At 58.2% G+C, this 19,544-nt stretch carries 14 protein-coding genes and 1 tRNA gene; 13 read left to right on the forward strand and 2 right to left on the reverse strand.

The genetic code is table 11. From position 1 onward, the window contains the following. The first annotated feature begins 172 nt into the window (after positions 1–172). The 6 genes from IE151_RS04760 (at position 173) to IE151_RS04785 (ending at position 6,860) form a co-directional block, all read left to right on the forward strand. Positions 173–1,894: an ABC transporter ATP-binding protein gene (locus IE151_RS04760; RefSeq protein ID WP_189489032.1), complete on the forward strand. Its 1,722-nt coding sequence runs from the start codon at positions 173–175 to the stop codon at positions 1,892–1,894. Between the two features lie 2 nt (positions 1,895–1,896). Beyond that, positions 1,897–2,703: a 4-hydroxy-tetrahydrodipicolinate reductase gene (gene dapB / locus IE151_RS04765; protein WP_382344874.1), complete on the forward strand. Its 807-nt coding sequence runs from the start codon at positions 1,897–1,899 to the stop codon at positions 2,701–2,703. 25 nt (positions 2,704–2,728) lie between these two features. Further along, on the forward strand, positions 2,729–3,349 hold the full coding sequence (locus tag IE151_RS04770) for a 2,3-bisphosphoglycerate-dependent phosphoglycerate mutase (RefSeq protein WP_189488462.1): 621 nt from the start codon (positions 2,729–2,731) through the stop codon (positions 3,347–3,349). A gap of 203 nt (positions 3,350–3,552) precedes the next feature. Next, positions 3,553–3,637 (forward strand) — tRNA-Leu (locus IE151_RS04775). A gap of 597 nt (positions 3,638–4,234) precedes the next feature. Continuing rightward, complete coding sequence (locus IE151_RS04780) at positions 4,235–5,071, forward strand: transporter substrate-binding domain-containing protein (protein ID WP_189488463.1); 837 nt, start codon at positions 4,235–4,237, stop codon at positions 5,069–5,071. Positions 5,072–5,204: 133 nt separating this feature from the next. Next, positions 5,205–6,860 carry a lysine--tRNA ligase gene (locus tag IE151_RS04785; RefSeq protein WP_189488465.1) on the forward strand — a complete coding sequence of 552 codons (1,656 nt, stop codon included), beginning with the start codon at positions 5,205–5,207 and terminating at the stop codon, positions 6,858–6,860. Positions 6,861–6,875: 15 nt separating this feature from the next. On the opposite strand, the gene IE151_RS04790 is transcribed toward IE151_RS04785, so the two are convergent. Further along, entirely contained in the window at positions 6,876–7,520 is a 645-nt protein-coding gene (locus IE151_RS04790) for a thermonuclease family protein (RefSeq protein ID WP_189488466.1), read from the reverse strand. Between the two features lie 194 nt (positions 7,521–7,714). On the opposite strand from IE151_RS04790, the gene IE151_RS04795 reads away from it, so the two are divergent. From IE151_RS04795 to IE151_RS04810, 4 genes are read left to right on the forward strand one after another with little or no spacing between them, the layout of a single operon-like run. After that, positions 7,715–9,508 carry an acyl-CoA dehydrogenase C-terminal domain-containing protein gene (locus IE151_RS04795; protein WP_189488468.1) on the forward strand — a complete coding sequence of 598 codons (1,794 nt, stop codon included), beginning with the start codon at positions 7,715–7,717 and terminating at the stop codon, positions 9,506–9,508. A 45-nt stretch (positions 9,509–9,553) separates the two neighbouring features. Further along, positions 9,554–10,762, forward strand: coding sequence for an acetyl-CoA C-acetyltransferase (locus IE151_RS04800; protein WP_189488469.1), 1,209 nt, complete (start codon positions 9,554–9,556; stop codon positions 10,760–10,762). 21 nt (positions 10,763–10,783) lie between these two features. Next, complete coding sequence (locus IE151_RS04805) at positions 10,784–12,994, forward strand: 3-hydroxyacyl-CoA dehydrogenase NAD-binding domain-containing protein (RefSeq protein WP_189488470.1); 2,211 nt, start codon at positions 10,784–10,786, stop codon at positions 12,992–12,994. Positions 12,995–13,050: 56 nt separating this feature from the next. Further along, entirely contained in the window at positions 13,051–13,599 is a 549-nt protein-coding gene (locus tag IE151_RS04810; RefSeq protein WP_189488471.1) for a thioesterase family protein, read from the forward strand. A 45-nt stretch (positions 13,600–13,644) separates the two neighbouring features. Here IE151_RS04810 and IE151_RS04815 read toward each other — a convergent pair whose 3' ends face one another. Further along, on the reverse strand, positions 13,645–14,088 hold the full coding sequence (locus tag IE151_RS04815; RefSeq protein ID WP_189488472.1) for a MerR family transcriptional regulator: 444 nt from the start codon (positions 14,086–14,088) through the stop codon (positions 13,645–13,647). 296 nt (positions 14,089–14,384) lie between these two features. Between IE151_RS04815 and IE151_RS04820 the strand changes: the two genes are divergently transcribed. The 3 genes from IE151_RS04820 (at position 14,385) to IE151_RS04830 (ending at position 19,509) form a co-directional block, all read left to right on the forward strand. After that, positions 14,385–17,597, forward strand: coding sequence for an SEL1-like repeat protein (locus IE151_RS04820; protein ID WP_189488473.1), 3,213 nt, complete (start codon positions 14,385–14,387; stop codon positions 17,595–17,597). Between the two features lie 191 nt (positions 17,598–17,788). Then, complete coding sequence (locus IE151_RS04825; protein WP_189488474.1) at positions 17,789–18,712, forward strand: sulfite exporter TauE/SafE family protein; 924 nt, start codon at positions 17,789–17,791, stop codon at positions 18,710–18,712. Next, the gene (locus IE151_RS04830) at positions 18,712–19,509 is read left to right on the forward strand and encodes a TIGR02186 family protein (RefSeq protein WP_189488475.1); all 798 of its coding nucleotides are present in this window, start codon (positions 18,712–18,714) and stop codon (positions 19,507–19,509) included. Before IE151_RS04825 ends, IE151_RS04830 begins: the two co-directional genes overlap by 1 nt. The last annotated feature ends 35 nt before the right edge of the window (positions 19,510–19,544 follow it).

Raw genomic sequence — 19,544 nt, forward strand, 5'->3', positions numbered from 1 at the left:
TAGGAACATAACCCGTTCCCACTTTGCCTGGATTTGCTTTATTGCAGTCGTGCATGATCAACGGATAGCCGTACACTTGAAAGAAAAACGCAAAGCAAAACCGGGCGAGGTGATCGCCGTTCTGAAGCGCATTCTCTCCGAGAATGGGCGCGACTTCGTCCCATATTACGCGATGGCGGCAGCCTGCATGGTCGCGGTGGCGGCAACGACGGCATTCAGCGCCTGGATCATGCGCGACGTTGTGGATGAACTGTTCTATCGGCAACGCCACGAAATGATCGTGGTGATCTGCGGGGCGATTTTCGCAGCCTTCGCCATTCGCGGTCTGGCAAGCTACGGACAGGCCGTGCTGCTTGCGAAGGTTGGCAACAATCTCGTCGCGCGTTATCAGCGCCGCCTGTTCGATCATTTGATGAAGCTGGGGCTGGGCTATTTTTCCGACATGCGTTCAGGCCAGCTTGCGGCGCGTATCAGCGAAAATGTTGCGGGCATTCGCGATCTGCTCAATATGACCCTGACCTCGATTGCACGCGACATGGTCTCGCTGATTGCGCTCGTCGGCGTGATGATCGCGCAGGACCCGGTGCTGTCGCTTTCAGCACTGCTCATAGGTCCGCCGCTCGGTTTTGCTGTCAACTACCTGATGCGTAGACTGCGCTCCATCACTCGCGAGTCCGTCGAGATCAATTCCCGGCTGATCGGCGCGATGCAGGAAACGGTGCAGGGCATCGCCGTGGTGAAGGCTTTCACCATGGAAGAACAGCTGAAGGAGCGCATGGAGAAGCTCATTGTCCATGCCGAAAGTCGCTCCAACAAGATCGCCCGCGTTTCCGAACGCCTGACGCCGATCACCGAACTGCTTGCAGGCGCGGCCATTGCCGGCGTCATCGCCTATGCGGGCTACCGTGCCTCCTTTGGCGATACGCCGCCCGGCTCGGTCTTCGCCTTCATCACCGCGCTTCTGATGGCCTATGATCCGGCGCGTCGTCTGGCGCGTGTACAGGTCGGCATAGAACGCGCGCTCGTCAATGCGCGGATGATCTATGAAATTCTCGATGTCGAGCCGCACCAGCGCGACGCGGCCGGGGCCGTTGCACTGAAAGTGGGGAAGGGTGAGGTTGCCTTCGACAAGATCAATTTCGGTTATACGCCGGAAAATCCCGTGCTGCGCAATCTGAGTTTTACGGCACCCGCCGGCAAGACGACAGCGATCGTCGGCGCATCCGGTGCCGGAAAGTCGACCGTCATTGCACTGCTAGAACGTTTCTACGATCTCGATTCGGGCAGGATCACGATCGACGGGCAGGACATCGCGACGGTTACCAAGCGCTCCCTGCGAGAAAATATTGCCTATGTTTCTCAGCAACCCTACCTGTTTGAAGGCACGATCGCCGATAATATCCGCTATGGCCGCGCCGATGCCAGCGATGCGGAAGTGCGTGAGGCGGCGAAACAGGCTTATGCGCACGAATTCATCGAAAGCCAGCCTCAGGGCTATGACACCGTTGTGGGTGAGAACGGCGTGACGCTCTCCGGCGGTCAGCGCCAGCGCCTCGCCATTGCACGTGCCTTTCTGCGCAACGCGCCTGTGCTATTGCTCGACGAAGCGACATCCGCGCTCGACAATGAATCCGAAGCGCAAGTGCAAACCGCGCTGGCTACCGTCATGCGGGGGCGCACCACCATCGTGATCGCCCATCGGCTCTCGACCGTCGTCAATGCCGACCAGATCATCGTGATGGATGCGGGCGAGGTAATTGAACGCGGGACGCATGATACGTTGATGGCATTGGACGGCATCTATGCGCGCTTCCAGCAAATGCAGACCATACGCGGCTCCAACCTGCTCGGCGGAACCGGGCAGGAATATGGGCAGAAAACCGGAGAGGCATGAGCATGAAGGTTGCAATCGTTGGCGCGGGCGGGCGCATGGGGCGCGCTCTGGTGCGTGCGGTGGACGAGGCGTCGGGGGCTGAACTTTCCGGTGCTTATGAGCGCGAGGGTTCGGCTCATATCGGCCAGGACGCCGGAACGCTCGCTGGCTTGCAGAGTCTTGGCATTGAAATCACCGGCGACATCGGCAGGGCTCTGGAGGACACCGATGTCATCATCGATTTCACTGCCCCCTCGGCCAGTGTTGCTTTTGCCAGGCTCGCTGCCGACCGCGGCATTGCTCACATCATCGGCACGACCGGTTGCACGACGGAAGATGACGCAGCGATTGCACAAGCTGCTCGGAAGACACGTATCGTCAAATCCGGCAATATGAGCCTGGGCGTCAACCTGCTGGCGAGTCTTGTCGAGCAGGCTGCGCGCGCGCTGGGGCCGGATGCATTCGATATCGAGGTGCTCGAAATGCATCACAAGCACAAGGTCGATGCCCCCTCGGGAACGGCACTGCTGCTTGGCGAAGCGGCCGCGCATGGCCGCGGGATCGATTTGCGCGACAACGCCGTGATGAGTCGAGAGGGCCACACCGGTGCGCGTCAGGAGGGCACGATCGGCTTCGCCACATTGCGCGGCGGTTCGGTCGTGGGAGACCATTCCGTCATTCTGGCAGGGGCTGGCGAACGCATCACCATCTCGCATCACGCCGAGGATCGCGCGATTTTCGCGCGCGGCGCCGTGAAAGCTGCGCTCTGGGTGCATCAGCATGAGGCTCATGGCCTTTACTCGATGCGCGACGTGCTGGGTCTGCAATAATTTCCGTTTGTTAAGGAGAAAAGAAATGTCCGGAACATTGGTGCTGGTGCGTCATGGCCAGAGCGAGTGGAACCTGAAGAACCTGTTCACCGGCTGGCGGGATGTCGATCTGACCGAGCAGGGACGCGCGGAAGCCAAGGACGCCGGCGAACGTCTCAAGGCCAAAGGCCTGTCCTTCGACATCGCATTCACCTCCGATTTGCAGCGGGCGCAGAAGACCTCCCAATCGATTCTTGACGTGTTGGGCCAGAGCTCGCTCGAAACAATCCGCCAGCAGGCGCTGAACGAGCGCGACTATGGCGATCTTTCGGGACTGAACAAGGATGATGCGCGCCAGAAATGGGGCGAGGAGCAGGTCCATGTCTGGCGCCGTTCCTATGACGTGCCGCCTCCGGGCGGCGAAAGCCTGCGTGATACGGGCGCGCGCGTATGGCCCTATTACATCCACACGATCCAACCATATGTACTTTCCGGCAAGACTGTCCTCGTTGCCGCGCATGGGAACTCGCTGCGGGCGCTGATCATGGCACTGGAAGGTCTCACCGGCGAGCAGATCGTCAAGACCGAGCTGAATACCGGTGTGCCGATCATCTATCGTCTCAATGCCGACTCGACCGTTGCCTCCAAGGAAATCCTCGAGGCCTGACATAAAGGCGCTATGCGCAGTTTGCCCGGATGTTTCCGGGACTGTGAATGCGAAAACCGCTGCGTTTCCTCTCGGTTTGCAGCGGTTTTCCGTTTGTCGGCTTGTAATGCGACGGCTTTCGCAACGCCGGTGCAAAGCTTTTTGCTCGAAGTTGAAAATCCGCGTTGACAGCGGATCAATCGCCCCTTATCAGAGCCACCAACGCCCAGATGGCGGAATTGGTAGACGCGCACGGTTCAGGTCCGTGTGCCGCGAGGCGTGGAGGTTCGAGTCCTCTTCTGGGCACCATTCCATTCTTAAGTCCCTGAAAGGACTTTGCTTTCAGCAAAACACAGTTTTGTCGCTGCTCCTGTCCAAGACCTGGTACAAAGGGCGGCAAAACTGCGGCCAGATGCGGAACCTCTCTGTGCTTCTGCCCAATGCGATCCATCCTGCGGCGTTTTGAATAATCGGTGAAGCCCACCTTCATGCGTGAGATTTACTTTCGGCGGGGTTGGGCGGCGCGTATCTGCGCCGACTGTGCGGGCACTGGCGGCCGTATGCTGGGGCTTGATAATGATTTCCGTAGTTAGACAGAAGCCTGACTGAATCCTGCGGCTCATCGGCTGGCGGAGCGATAGCGTCCAGACCTGGAAGGGCATGACAGCAAGTCTGACGGGAACTCCGCTCGTCCCGCGCCGCGCGACAAAGGAGCATGCAGCAATGATCGCAGGGACCGGACGCGTCTTCATGAGGGGGCAACGCTTCGTCGGCGATCGCGTTAAACCGTTTCCACATGGGCAAATGTCATGCCAGACAGCCCTGGACAGGTCGGCTTGCGGCTTGTGACGGGCCTTTCCGACGTATAGACGTAGGATGAATTATTGCCTTCCTGCGGATCGTTTCATGCTGAAAATCCTGCCTGCTTCCTTAAGCGCCCTTGGATTTGCTCTGCTTCTCGTGCAGCCGTTGCATGCGCAGGAGAATGGTGCGCCGCAGCATTGGGACTTGCGCAACAAGGTCCCCAAACCCGAGTTGCAGGGCATCACACGTCTGCGTTTTGTCACGACGACGGATTTCCCGCCGTTCAATTTCATCGACGCGACGGGTCGGCTGAGCGGCTATCATCTCGACCTCGCGCGAGGTCTTTGCGCCGTGCTGGCCAGACAGGATGCGTGTCAGATCGAGGCGAAGCCGTGGGAAGAGCTTGCCGAAACGCTTGAGAAGGGTGAGGCGGAAGCAATCCTTGCCGGACTGACGCCGACGGCCGAGACGCGCAAGGAGTATCTTTTCACCAAGCCATTTTTTACGCTTCCGGCGCGCTTTGTATCCAGATCGCAGGCGGGGTTTGACCCGATGGCGCAGGGCAGGAAGAAAGTGGGCGTTCTCGCTGAAACCGTGCACCACCAACTGCTGGTGCAGCAGTTTGATCAACTCGAAGCTGTCGTCTTCGATGATCAGGGTACCTTGTTCCAGGCATTGCGAGACGAGAAGGTTGATGCTGTATTTGGAGACGGCATGCGGCTTTCCTTCTGGCTTGGCAGCGCGGAATCGCAAGCCTGCTGCAGCTTTGCCGGCGGAGCCTTTCTGGCACCGGACTATCTTGGTCAGGGGTTGTCCGTTGCCGTGTCGAAGAAACAGCCGCAATTGCAGGCCGCACTGGATTACGCCTTGAGCGAATTGGCGCGCAACGGAACGCTCGACGAGCTTTACGGCCGCTATTTTCCGATAGGTTTTTTCTGATCGCTTTCGTGTGGCGAGTAGTGCAACAAAAATTTCCCTTTTTCAGTCCGATAGGCTAGAGAAACCGGGCTTCCGTTCCTGTAATTACAGGAGCGATGCCAAGAAATCTCCCGACCGAAGGATAACTCAGGAAATGCCAGGACAAGGTTTGCCGCCGATCGATCTCAATCCCGAACTGCTAGCTGCTGCTGCTGAAAGCAAAGCTTGGCCGTTCGCGGAAGCACGCAAGATCATCGAGCGCTACAAGAAAACCGGCTTTCCAGACGTGGTCATCTTCGAGACCGGCTACGGTCCCTCCGGTCTTCCGCATATCGGAACATTCGGCGAAGTGGCTCGTACCACCATGGTGCGCAATGCTTTCCGCGTGTTGACCGAGGACAAGGTTGCGACAAAACTGATCTGCTTTTCCGACGATCTCGACGGCATGCGCAAGATTCCGGAGAATGTGCCGGACCGCGCAGCGCTCGAAGAGCATCTGCACAAGCCATTGTCGTCGGTGCCTAATCCCTTTGGTGGCGAACACAAGACATTTGCGGATCATAATAACGCAATGTTGCGCCGCTTTCTCGATACGTTCGGCTTTGATTATGAATTTGCCAGCGCTACGGAATATTACAAGACCGGCCGATTCGACGACGTGCTGCTGCGCGCCGCCGCACGGTATGATGATATTATGAAGGTGATGCTGCCAACGCTTGGCGAAGAGCGTCAGGCGACCTACAGCCCGTTCTTGCCGATCTCACCGAAGTCGGGCCGCGTCCTTTATGTGCCGATGAAGAAGGTGGATGCGGGAGCTGGAACCGTGACCTTCGATGATGAGGACGGCACGGAAACGACGCTTCACGTTACCGGGGGTAACGTGAAGCTGCAGTGGAAGCCCGATTTTGGCATGCGCTGGGCCGCCATCGGCGTGGATTTCGAAATGTTCGGCAAGGATCACCAGACGAACGCATCGATCTATGACCGGATCTGCGAGATCCTCGGCGGACGCGCGCCGGAACATTTCGTCTATGAGCTTTTCCTCGACGAAGTGGGGCAAAAGATTTCCAAGTCGAAGGGTAACGGTTTAACGATCGACGAATGGCTGACCTATGCTCCGACGGAAAGCTTGGGACTCTACATGTTCCAGCGTCCGCGTCAGGCCAAGAAACTCTATTTTGACGTTATCCCGAAGGCCGTGGACGAGTATTACAGCTTCCTTGCCGCCTATCCCAAGCAGGACTGGAAAAATCGTCTGGGAAATCCGGTCTGGCATTTGCACGACGGCAATCCGCCATCGCTCGAGTTGCCGGTCAGTTTTGCGCTGCTGCTCAATCTGGTCAGTGCGTCGAATGCCCAGAACAAGGATGTTCTCTGGGGCTTCATCTCGCGCCATGCAAAGGGCGTGAATGCCGAGAGTCATCCTGAACTCGACCGTCTTGGCGACTTTGCTATCCGCTACTTCCATGACTTTGTGGAGCCAACCAAGGTCTTCCGGGCGCCGGATGCGCAAGAGCGCGTGGCGCTGGAAAGCTTGTCGGCTGCGCTGGCGGCCCTCCCCGAGGGCTCCTCGAGCGAAACGATCCAGAATGAAAGCCTCAATGTTGCGCGGAGCATCGAGCGCTATCAGGATCATACAAAGAAGAGCCCGGAAGGTGGCCCGGGCGTTTCGGTGGCTTTCTTCCAGATGCTCTATCAGGTGCTGATAGGCCAGGAACGTGGTCCGCGCTTCGGATCCTTCGCCGCGCTTTATGGCGTACGTGAAACGCAGAAGCTGATCGATGCCACTCTGGCCAAATATCCGGCCTGATAACCGGATAAAGAACTATCCCGGCGGGGGTGCATGGCGTCCCCGTTGGTTTTCGATAGCCGCTTGTGCCATTGCGCCATAAGTCTCCTCATTGACAGCGTCTGCCCAGCCATTGGTAACGAGCCAGGCGGCCAGATCATGCTTGCCAATAAAGCACTGCGTTGTGATCGTCTCGGGAAGAGGCTGTTGCGGAACGGCGCAGCGGATGGCGCGTCCACGCACGAAGTGGCGGAAGGCAGTCACTGCAAAACGCCCGCAGGGCCAGCGTCGCCCGCTCTCGCCACATTGTTCGGCGGCATCGAGCGGTGCAATGCCATCGAGCAGAATGCGATGCCCATCCGCCCTGATCTCCGTGAGGCTTGAGATAACCGGCTGGTAAAGCAGGGTCAATTTCCAGTTGCCGGGGGCTTCATTGGACGGCTCGCCCGGCAGTGCTGCTGGCTGGGCGCGCTGCGGCTCCTGTGGAGGGTACGTAAGCGACAGCGGGGCCGGCTCGACTGGCTGAGGCTCTTGTTCTTCCGGAATGTCGGGGATGATCTCAGGCACAAAAGCAGGTGTCGCGGTTTTTGCCAGGTAGGACAGTCGTTCGCCAGCCGCAAGGATGGATCCAGAGAGGATAAACAAGCCGGCAATGGCGATGATGCGTGGTTTCAGCTCCAACGTGGATCACCCCTTCCACATAGTCGATAAGTAAAGTTTAATGCGACTACGGAAGCCTGTCGATGCGAGAAAATTACCTGAATCGAAAGGCAAGATATTGACGTTTGCGTAAACGTCAATATCTTCAATCTCAACGAGTGGCGTCTTTCCGCTGGCAAGCTGGCGCATACGCCCCATGGCCTTTGGAGGAAACGATGCCGCGTTATACAGCTCCCGTCAATGATACGCTTTTTGTCTTGAAGGACGTGCTTGGCTACGAGCGCTACACCAACCTCGAAGGCTTTGCCGATGCCGACCTCGAGATGGTGGAAGCGATTCTCAATGAGGGGGCCAGGCTCGCTGAAAACGTTCTCCAGCCGCTTAACCAGATTGGCGACAGCCAGGGCTGCGTGCGTAGTGCCGACGGCAGTGTAAAGACACCGGAAGGTTTTGCGGAAGCATTTCGCGCCTATAGTGAAGCGGGCTGGACCGGCCTTTCTGTTCCGGCAGAGTATGGCGGGCAGGGGTTGCCCTACCTGCTGCATTCAGCAGTCGGGGAATATATGTCGTCGGCTAACATGGCACTCGTCATGTATCCAGGACTGACACAGGGGGCCATCGCCGCGATCCTCACGCATGGCGATGAAACGCAGAAGAACAAGTGGTTGCCGAAGATGGTGGATGGCACATGGACCGGCACCATGAACCTGACGGAGCCACATTGCGGCACGGATCTGGGTCTGCTGCGCACACGCGCTGCTCCCGCCGGTGACGGCTCCTACAGGATTTCCGGCCAGAAGATATTCATCTCGGCCGGCGAGCATGACATGTCTGAAAACATTGTGCATCTGGTGCTTGCCCGTATTGAGGGCGCGCCGGAAGGTACCAAGGGCATTTCGCTCTTCATCGTGCCGAAATTCCTTGTGGGAGATGATGGAGCTATCGGAGAAGCGAACGGCGTCACCTGCGGCTCGATCGAGCACAAGATGGGCATTCACGGTAATTCCACCTGCGTCATGAATTATGACGATGCGACCGGTTATTTGATCGGCGGTGAGAACAAGGGCCTCAGGGCGATGTTTACGATGATGAACGAGGCGCGTCTCGGCGTCGGGCTACAGGGCCTTTCTGTAGCCGAAGCTGCCTATCAGGCCGCCGCCGACTATGCCCGAGAGCGCCTGCAGGGACGGTCTTTGACCGGGGCAAAGGAAAAGGACAAGAAGGCCGATCCGATCATCGTGCATCCGGACATTCGTCGAACGCTCATGACTATCCGCGCTACGAACGAAGCAGGTCGCGCGCTGCTCCTGTGGACCGCACTGCAATCGGACATCGCACATCGTTCGCAGGATGAAAAACAGAGGCAGGTGGCAAGCGATTTACTCGGCCTGATGACGCCGGTCGTCAAGGGCGTCCTGACCGACAAAGGCTTTGACCACGCCGTCATGGCACAGCAAGTCTTCGGCGGGCACGGCTATATTGAAGAGCACGGCATGAGCCAGTTCGTGCGCGATGCGCGTATTGCGATGATCTACGAGGGCGCGAACGGCATTCAGGCACTGGACCTGATCGGCCGGAAGCTGCCGATGGACGGCGGACGCGCGATACAGGCTCTATTCGCTGAAATCGGAGCCTTTTGCGAGGAAAACCGTGCCGATGAGGGCATGGTCGCCACGACCAAGGCGCTGAAGAAGGGATTGAACGATCTGCAGGGCGCGTCGTTGTGGCTGATGCAGAATGCCATGCAGAACCCCGACAATGGCGGTGCGGCCTCGACCGATTACATGCACCTGATGGGTCTGGTCGTGCTAGGCTACATGTGGGCGCGAATGATCAAAACGGCGCGGGATAATCTGGCGGCGGGTACGGATAGCAAAGAATTTCTTGAGAACAAGCTTGTCACCGGACGCTTCTACATGGAGCGTATCATGCCAGAGACTGCACTGCGGTTTGCCCGTATCCAGACGGGTGCCGACACGATAATGGCGCTCAGCGCCGAGGCGTTCTGAGGCGGGAGGCCTGCAACGCTGTTTGAACGGATCGAGGAGAACGACATGGCTGAGGCCTATATTTACGATGCGGTGCGCACACCGCGCGGACGTGGCAAGAAAGACGGTGCTTTGCACGAGGTGCCGGCGGTGCGTCTGGCCGCAGGTGTGCTATCCGAGATACGCGACCGCAATGGCCTGAACACCTCCAGGGTCGACGACATCATCTTCGGTTGCGTCGATCCAGTAGGGGAGGCAGGTTCGGTCATACCGCGCTCGGCTGCCTTTGAGGCGGGCTATGATACGGCAGCGCCTGGTATGCAGATCTCCCGTTTTTGTGCCTCGGGCCTGGATGCCGTCAATCTGGGAGCCGCCAAGATCGCGCAGGGCGCAGACGAGATCGTTATTGCTGGTGGCGTTGAAAGCATGTCGCGCGTCGGCATGGGCATGTCGGGGGGGGCCTGGTACATGGATCCCTCAGTATCGCTGCCTGGCTATTTCATGCCGCAGGGCGTATCAGCCGATCTGATTGCCACAAAATATGGCTTCTCGCGCGATGACGTCGATGCTTACGCGGTTGAAAGTCAAAAGCGGGCGGCCAATGCCTGGGAAAACGGGTATTTCGCCCGGTCGGTGGTGCCGGTGAAGGATGTCAACGGCCTTACCATTCTCGATCGCGACGAACATATGCGTCCCGATACGAATATGCAGACGCTGGCGAGCCTTAATCCCTCCTTTGAAATGCCGGGTGAAATGGGAGGCTTCTCTTCCGTCGCGATCTATCGCCACCCAGAACTGGAAAAGATCAACTATATCCACCATCCGGGCAATTCCTCTGGCATCGTGGACGGTGCCGCTGCCGTGCTGCTCGGTTCCGAGAACGCTGGCAAGGGTCTCGGCATCAAGCCGCGTGCGCGCATTCGGGCTTTTGCCAATATCGGTTCCGAACCCGCGCTGATGCTGACCGGCCCCGTCGATGTAACCAAGAAACTTCTCGACCGTGCAGGTATGCAGCAATCCGACATCGACTTGTTCGAACTGAACGAGGCCTTCGCGTCTGTCGTTCTGCGCTACATGCAGGCTTTTGACATTGACCACGACATCATCAACGTCAATGGCGGCGCAATCGCCATGGGGCACCCCCTGGGTGCGACCGGTGCCATGATTCTGGGCACAGTGCTGGATGAACTGGAGCGCCGCGACCTGAACACTGCGCTGGTAACGCTTTGTATCGGTGCCGGCATGGGGACTGCAACCATCATCGAGCGCGTCTGAAGAAACGGGAGGAGACTGATCATGGAATATAAGAATTTCCGTTTCGAGGTCGATGGTGACGGCATTGCACTCATCATCTGGGACATGCCCGACCGTTCGATGAATGTGTTCACGGAAGAAGTCTTGCGCGAACTCGACAAGATCGTTGATCGCGTGGCTTCCGAAGAGGGGATCAAGGGAGCAGTCCTTGCCTCCGGCAAGTCAACCTTCTCGGGCGGCGCCGATCTTACCATGATGCAAAAACTGGTGGGGCACTATAAGGCCGAGCGGCTCAAGGACGAAACGAAGGCCACGCAGTCGCTTTTCGATAATGTCGGACAGATGACCGGATTGTTCCGTAAGCTGGAAACCTGCGGCAAACCTTGGGTGTCGGCAATCAATGGCACCTGCATGGGTGGAGCCTTCGAGGTCTCGCTTGCCTGCCACGGTCGCGTAGCGGCCGATGCAGATTTCAAGATGGCTCTGCCGGAAGTCAAGGTGGGGCTCCTGCCGGGCGCCGGCGGCACGCAGCGCGTCCCGCGTCTGACTGGTGCGCAGGAAGCCTTGCAGATGCTGACCACCGGTCAGGCGCTGGCACCGAAGAAAGCCAAGAGCATGGGCCTGGTCCATGAGGTCGTTCCGGCAGAAGACCTCCTAAACACCGCCAAGGCGATGATCAGGAACGGCTTGAAGCCAGTTCAGCCCTGGGACGAAAAGGGCTTCAAACTGCCTTCCGGCCCAGTCTATTCGGCCGCAGGTGCGAACCTCTGGCCGCCGGCAGCCGCGATTCTGCGTCGCGAAACACAAGGCAATTATCCGGCGGCGACCTCTATTCTGAAATGCGTCTATGAGGGCCTGCTTGTGCCGTTTGACACGGCGTTGCGCATTGAGCAGCGCTATTTCACGCAGCTTTTGCGCGGCACTGAGGCGCAGATGATGATCCGCTCGCTGTTCGTTTCACTGCAGGAACTTAACAAGGGAGCGCGCCGGCCCGACGTGCCGAAGAAGGAAATCAGGAAGGTCGGCATTATCGGCGCCGGCTTCATGGGTGCAGGCATCGCTTTCGTAACAGCCAAGGCTGGCATTCCTGTCCTGCTGATCGACCGCGATCAGGCAGCCGCCGATAAGGGCAAGGCGCATTCCGCTACATTGATGGACGGCCGGATCAAGAAGGGACGTTCCACGGCGGAGGAAAAGGAAAAACTGCTTTCGCTGATCCAGCCAACCGACGCCTACGAAGGACTGGCTGATTGTGATCTAGTAATCGAAGCGGTTTTCGAGGATTCCAATATCAAGAAGGAAACCACTCGCAAGGCCGAAAGCTTCATGCGCGCCGATGCGATCTTTGCGTCGAACACCTCGACTATCCCGATTACCTCGCTGGCCAAGAACGCGTCGCGCGCGGGGAACTTTGTGGGTATTCACTTCTTCTCCCCGGTCGATAAAATGCTTCTGGTTGAGGTGATCAGAGGCGAGGAGACCGGTAACGAGGCGATCGCAATGGCGATGGATTATGTGCAGGCGATCAAGAAGACACCGATCCTGGTCAATGATACGCGCGGCTTCTATGTCAATCGCTGCGTGCTTCTCTACATGGCCGAAGCTTTCAACATGCTGATCGAGGGCGTGCCCGCAGCGATGATCGAAAATGCTGCGAAAATGGCCGGAATGCCGGTCGGGCCACTGGCCTTGACGGATGAAACCGCCATTGATCTGGCGCAGAAGATCATGCGCCAGACGGTGCGCGATCTTGGCGAAAGCGCCGTTGATCCGCGCCAGATGCAGCTTATCGACACAATGGTGGACAAGCATGGCCGCTTCGGCCGCAAGAACGGCAAGGGGTTTTATGATTATCCCGAAAAGCCGGCTAAAAAGCATCTGTGGGCCGGTCTCAAGGATCTCTATCCGCAAAAGGATCCCGACGGCGTGGACGTGACGGAATTGAAGCAGCGCTTCCTCGTCACGATTGCGTTGGAGGCGGCGCGGGTCATGGAAGAGAATATCGTCACTGATCCGCGCGAGGCGGATGTGGGATCTATCCTGGCATTCGGCTTTGCGCCCTACACCGGCGGGGCTTTGTCCTATATTGACGGGATGGGTGCAAAAGCCTTCGTGGAACTGGCTGCCGAACTCGAGACCAGGCACGGGCCCCAGTTCAAGACACCGCAGCTGCTTCTCGATATGGCGAAGAGCGGTGAAACGTTCTATGAGCGCTTCGACCCTTATGGCAGCCTCAAGACCAAGGCTGCCTGATCAGCATCCGGCTCCCGGCCCATCGGCGGGAGCCTCTCAAACGACGGGATGTCCGCATGTATGTCTGGGGGCGCATTGCCCGTATGGTCCTGACTGCGCAGAGTAGGGGGGCTTACAGAATAGGTGAGGAAAGCAGGCTCAGCTTCCGCTGTCTGCCGACCGATATCGATCTCAACCGTCATCTCAATAATGCGCGCTATCTCATGCTGGCCGATCTCGGCCGCATCGACCTCTTTCTGCGCATGGGCTTCCTGAAAGCGGCCCGCCAGCGCAACTGGGCGCCGATGCTCGGCGGACAGCAGACGGTGTTCGTTCGGGAGATCAAACTCTGGAAGCCGTTCGATCTTTATTCGAGTGTCGAGACATGGGATGATACGCAGGTGATTGGTCGCCATCGCTTCGTGCATCCGGATGGTCGCGTTGCCGCGATGGTGATGACGACGGCGGGAGCCTATGACCATCGCAACAAGCGTTTCCTCAAGGTCGAGGAACTGATGGAAGCGATCGGCCTCGACGCGGTGCGGCGGGAGCCGACGCCCGAAGAGAAACTCTTCATGGAATCAAGCAGGAGCCTGCGCACGCTGGCAAAGCGTGATTCCGCCTGATCCTATCCAGCACGGTAAGGTAGATAGGACCAGATCGGAAATTGTTCAGGCTGCCATTGGCCGCTGAATTGCCGAAAGGCGCATGCGCAGGGTGGTCGTCAGTTCCTCCAGCTCCTTGATTGATGCTGTCAATTCTTCCTGCTGCTGCACGAGTTTTATCATCTGACGCTCGGACTTCCTCAGGGCAAACTGGAATTGACGGCCATTGGTGCCGTTCGGGTCATACATCTCCAGTATCTGCTTGACTTCGCGAAGCGAAAAACCGATGCGCCTGCCCATCAGGATAAGGGCGAGCTTGCTGGCGTCTTTCGACGTATAGAGCCGGGTCGCGCCATCGCGCTGCGGCGAAAGGAGTCCTTTTGTCTCATAAAAACGAAGCGCACGCAGCGTAACGTTGAACTGCTTCGACAATTCGCCGATGCGGATTGTCGCTTCTGGGTCGGGGCATGAAGCCGCGCTTTCGGGCACAATGGTTTCGGAAGCAATCATCAAATTAACTCTAAAAAACAATCGAAATCTTGACGGCAGCATAAAGCGCCGCCGGACCGCGAAATTGCGGGCCGCAGCGTCACTACCATGAGCTGACGCTGGTGAACATAAAAGCTGCTCCCAAAACGCAATTTTCCCGGTAGTGGCAGCTATTTAACTGCTTATTTACCATAATGAGCAAAGTGTAGCGGCAGAGTGTTTCGTTCTTGATGCGCGTTGAGAGCGGAATGCGATGCGAATTTCGTCCGGCAATGCCGGGCGGCTTCGGCAGAGTTTCCAGGCGAATGGATGTCCCGATGAACACCAAGCGTTCGTATCTCGATCAGCTCAATCAGGGTCGCTCACGGCGACCGGATGCCGCACTTGACGATTTGAGCCGCTCATTGGCCGAACTGGAGCAGCGCCTGGATCAGCATGCGCGGGGTGGATCTGCGATGCCCCGTGCCGGGCTGCTGCGCGCCAGTACAAGCCCGTCGTCACTATCCAGCAAGGCCACGGGATCTCACGACCACGATTGGGCTGAGCGTCTTTCAGGTGACTTCTCTGCCAAGATGGGAGAACTGCGCAAGGAGATCACTCGCCTTGGACCTTCGATTGCAGACAATGCCGGACGTGCTCTTAAGAGTGACTTCGTCCGGATTGCAGCAGCAGTGGAGGCGCTTGCAAGCAAGGATACGAGCCAGGCGGTTGACAGTCTGCAGCGTGAGGTGGAAGCGGTCTCACGTGAACTCGGCAATGTCGCACGTCAGGACACCCTCGCCGAACTCGGTAAACGCTGGAGCGCTCTGGAAGAGAGCATCTCCATTCAGAAAACTGACGAGGCTCCGATCGAGCGCCTCTATGCGCGCATGGAGGAAATTGCTGATGCCATCGGCCGCATTCCGCAAAATATCAATCTGGCCGGCATGGAAGAAAAGCTTCGTACACTGGCGACCGCAGTTGATCATTTTGCGCGTCATCAGGATCTGGCCGCGCCATCGACGATTTCTCTCCTCGATGAACGCCTGGACGAAATTTCCAGGGCGATAGCTGCCTCAGGACGCGTCGCTAATTTCGATGCGCGCCCGATCGAGCGTATCGAAGCCCAGATGGCCGATCTGTCGAAGCAACTCGGAGAAATTTCATCTGACGGTAGCGTCGACATTTTTGCCCGCATCAATGAGCTTCTCGACCGCGTTGATCACCTGGCGCAGAAGGCAGCCTGGCCGCAGGAAGCTGTGACGGCATTGTCGCAGCAACTGGAACGTATCGGCCAAAAGCTTGATCAGGGCGCGACATCTCCTGAATTCGCGTCACACGTTGTCGAAGGTATCGCAGAGCGGATCGATGGCCTAGCGGCCAGCGTCGAGCGTGAACGGCTTCGTTCCGACGAAATGATGAGCGCATTTGCCAGCAATGTACACGATCGTTTTGACGCGCTGACAGAACAGCTTGAGACACGTGGAGCTTCCTACGATCTGCCGCAGGTTCTCGATGACCGGCTGAACGCTCTTGCAGAGCGCCTTGACCGCTTTGCGCCCGTCGATAGTGCAGAAATGTTCGAAACGATCGAGGCACGGCTTCGCGACGTTCTCATTCGCCTCGATGAGCAGGACAATGCACAGGCAGCAATGGCGGACACGGCCCTGCTGGAAAGTCTGCACCAGCAGATTACCTCGCTTTCTCAGGCGCTGGAGGCGGAAGACGGCGTCCTGCCACGTCTTACAGCGCTTGAGCGTTTTCAGGAAACCGCCGGTGATCTGGCTGTCGAAGCCGCGCGGCTGGCCGCAGAAGGTGTCATTCGCGGCGGGATATCTTCCGTTCAGGATGGGGCGAGGGTTTCCGATCTCGCCGACGGGCTGCGCTCGCTTGAGGCCGTTGCACGCGAAACCGACGCCCGAAACGCCAGGTCGTTCGACGCTATCCACTCTACGCTTCTCCAGATTGCCGATAGGCTCTCGGGCACCGAGCGCGCGTTTGCGCCTCGCGCTCAATTTGAGGAAGAGCCGATTGAAACGCGTATGCGCAAGGTCCTGAAGCAGAGTGAACCCTTGCCTGAATTTGACGTCGAGCCGCCCTCCACTCAAATTGGAGTAGAACCGGTTTCCGTACACGAGCCGTTGGAACCAGGATCCGGCACGCCGAATCTCAACGCTATCATGCGCCGCGTGCGGGAAGACAATGCACGCGACGCTCATGTCGGCTCGCCCGACGTTGCGAAGGCCGATTTCATTGCAGCAGCGCGTCGTGCCGCGCAGGCCGCGGCCTCTGACACGGACGTTCTGCGCCGCGGCACGGAAAAGAGCGAGAGCGGTCTTCTCGGACGCCTGTTCCGAGGCCGGAAAAAGACCATGCTTCTGGCGGCGACCGGTATTCTGGTCGCGCTTGCAGGGGTGCAACTGACTTCGGCCTTGCTACTGACTGATCGCGGCGGCGCCAAAGTCGCGTTCACCATGCCGGTCGATGACGCTGAACCTGCCGCAGCCCGGGAGACGGTCTTGTCGGAGCCCGCAGACGGGACCAAGACGCCCGAGCGGGAAATCGCAGCCAATACTCAGCCGATGCCGACCTATACGCCGCCGGCCCAAACCATTGCGCCGGCTACCGCGTCTGCTCCGCAGGAAGCTGAGCTCGACATGATGACCGTGGCATCCACCGAGGGCATGAATATTGCCCAGGATGCCGGTCCGCTTGCTTTACGGGAAGCGGCAGAAGCCGGAGATGCCTCAGCGCTTTACGAGATCGGTGCGCGCTATGCCGAGGGACGCGGCAATCCGCAGGATGATGCCCAGGCGCTTCAGTGGTTTACGAAATCGGCTGAAGCCGACTTCGCGCTGGCGCAATACCGACTAGGTAACGCCTACGAAAAAGGCATCGGTACGGAACGCGATCTCGACCTTGCGCGCCAATGGTATGAGAAGGCGGCGATCAAGGGTAATGCCAGCGCTATGCATAATCTCGCTGTGCTGTATGCCATGGGAACCGATGGCAAGACCGATAATCGTGCGGCCGTTCGCTGGTTCCGTGAAGCAGCCGATCGTGGGATAAAGGACAGCCAGTTCAACATGGGCGTGCTCGCGGCGAAGGGCGTCGGCATGGAACAGAGTCTGGAGGAGTCGTACCAGTGGTTCGATGTCGTCGCTCGTACCGGCGACAAGGACGCTGCTCGCAAGCGCGACGAGATTGCCAAGTCGATGCGTCCCGAGGAACTTGACCGTGCCAAGGCACGCACACAGCTCTGGAAGCAGAAGACGCTGGATAAGATGGCCAATGAATTTTCGCCGCCAGATGCGTGGCGGGAAGAAAATGCCCCCACGGCCTCGGCCGATGCGCCTGTGGACATGAAGAAGGCGATCATGAACGTCCAGAAGATCCTGATTAAGAACGGTTATGATACGGGAACGCCGGACGGGATGATCGGAGAGCGGACAAGGAAGGCGATTTCGGCCTTCCAGAAGGATAATGGCCTGACCTCGACGGGGGATATCACTCCCGACGTTCTTCAGGCGCTCCTTGCCAAGAACAGCTGATCGCCTTGGTTCGAGGCGAACAGGGACAGGCATGTGATGAAAATCGCACAGACATTAACCCTGTTGACGGCGATCGGAAATTATTTCGCCATAATGACTTACCAAGGTTTGACTTAAGCCCTTGGGGGGCGCATGAAATTTAGGCAGTACCGCCTGTTCGAGCCACCACAAAGAACCCATGAGTGCCCAGGGTGAGCATCTATCTCCCCATCGCCGAAATGTCTGTGAATATCTTCGCGCTGCTGGCCATGGGGGCTGCCGTCGGCTTTCTGTCGGGTCTGTTTGGCGTTGGTGGCGGGTTCCTCATCACACCGCTTTTAATCTTCTATAACATCCCGCCGGCGATTGCCGTTGCGACCGGGGCCAACCAAGTTATAGCGTCGTCCTTTTCGGGCGCCTTGGCACATCTTAAACGCGGCACGCTCGACCTTAAACTAGGACTTTTCCTGCTACTGGGAGGGCTCGCCGGATCGGCTCTCGGGGCCTGGGTCTTTAATCTTCTAAGGCAGGTCGGACAACTCGATCTCATAATTTCACTGCTTTATGTGGGCTTCCTCGGCATTGTTGGCGGTTTGATGCTGATTGAAAGCATCAACGCCCTGCGCAAGTCGCGCGATGGTGCAAGCCCGACCCTGAAGAAGTCCGGCCAGCACAGCTGGATTCATCGCCTTCCCTGGAAGGTGCGCTTTCGCACGTCAAAGCTTTTTGTCAGCATCATTCCGGTTCTGGGTATTGGCGCCGGCATCGGCCTGCTGGCTGCTATCATGGGCGTGGGCGGCGGTTTCATTATGGTTCCGGCGCTCATCTACATTCTCAAAGTCCCGACTAATGTCGTCGTCGGGACTTCGCTCTTTCAGATTATCTTCGTTGCGGCCTTCACGACGATCGTCCATGCGTCGGCCAATCACACGGTGGATATCATTCTGGCCTTGCTTCTTATGGTCGGTGGAGTGGTGGGTGCGCAATATGGTGCGCGTGCGGGACAGAAGCTGCGAGGCGAACAGTTGCGGGCGCTGTTGGCACTGCTTGTTCTCGCTGTCGCGATGCGTCTGGGCTTCGATCTCTTCGTACGCCCGGAAGCGGTCTTCTCCATTACCTATCCCGGAGCGCTGTGATGCGTTGGATCGCGGCCTGGATAGTGACGCTTCTGACGCTGGTCACCGCGGCGGCTCAGGAAGACGCGGCTGAGCCCTCACGGCCTCCGGAAAACATTCAGATCGGCCTTTCCACCGATCATGTTCTCATCACCTCCGATTTTTCGGGGGCCAATCTAACAATCTTCGGCGCTCTCGAAAATCTCGATCCGACCATTGCGACGCGAGGTCGCTACGATGTCATTGTCGTGCTGGAAGGGCCGACGCGCGCAGTGCGCGTGCGTGAGAAGGAGCGCGTGGTCGGCATGTGGATCAACACGAGGAGCCAGGATTATCTGGGCGTGCCCATTTCGTACTCTCTCGCTTCGACCCGACCATTACAGGATATCACCGGCGGAGATCGCTATCGGCAATTGTCGCTCGGCAGTCAGTATATCTATCTACGCCCTGATGAAGAGGGTGCGTCGGTTGCCAATCTCGCACTCTTCACACAGGCGCTGAGGGACGCGAAACGGGCGAATGGCTCCTATACGGAAATCGCCGGCGGCGTCGAGTTTTTGTCGAGAACGCTCTTTCGCGCTACACTGCGGCTGGCGCCTAACGTTCCGGTCGGCACGCACCGCGCCCGCGCGTTTCTCTTTCGCAATGGCGAGTTCATGAAGGAAAGCTCGGCCATCCTGTCCATCCGCAAGGCTGGCTTCGAACAGCAGGTATTCACCATTTCGCGCGAATATGGCATGTTCTATGGCATATTTGCGGTGCTTCTGGCTGTCTTCATCGGCTGGATCGGTAGTATGGTCTTCCAGCGAAAGACATAAGATTTGTGATTTCGCGCCGAAGGACGCCAGAATAT

Origin of the sequence: Limoniibacter endophyticus (assembly GCF_014652835.1) — a bacterium.
GTDB classification, from domain to species: Bacteria; Pseudomonadota; Alphaproteobacteria; order Rhizobiales; family Rhizobiaceae; genus Limoniibacter; species Limoniibacter endophyticus.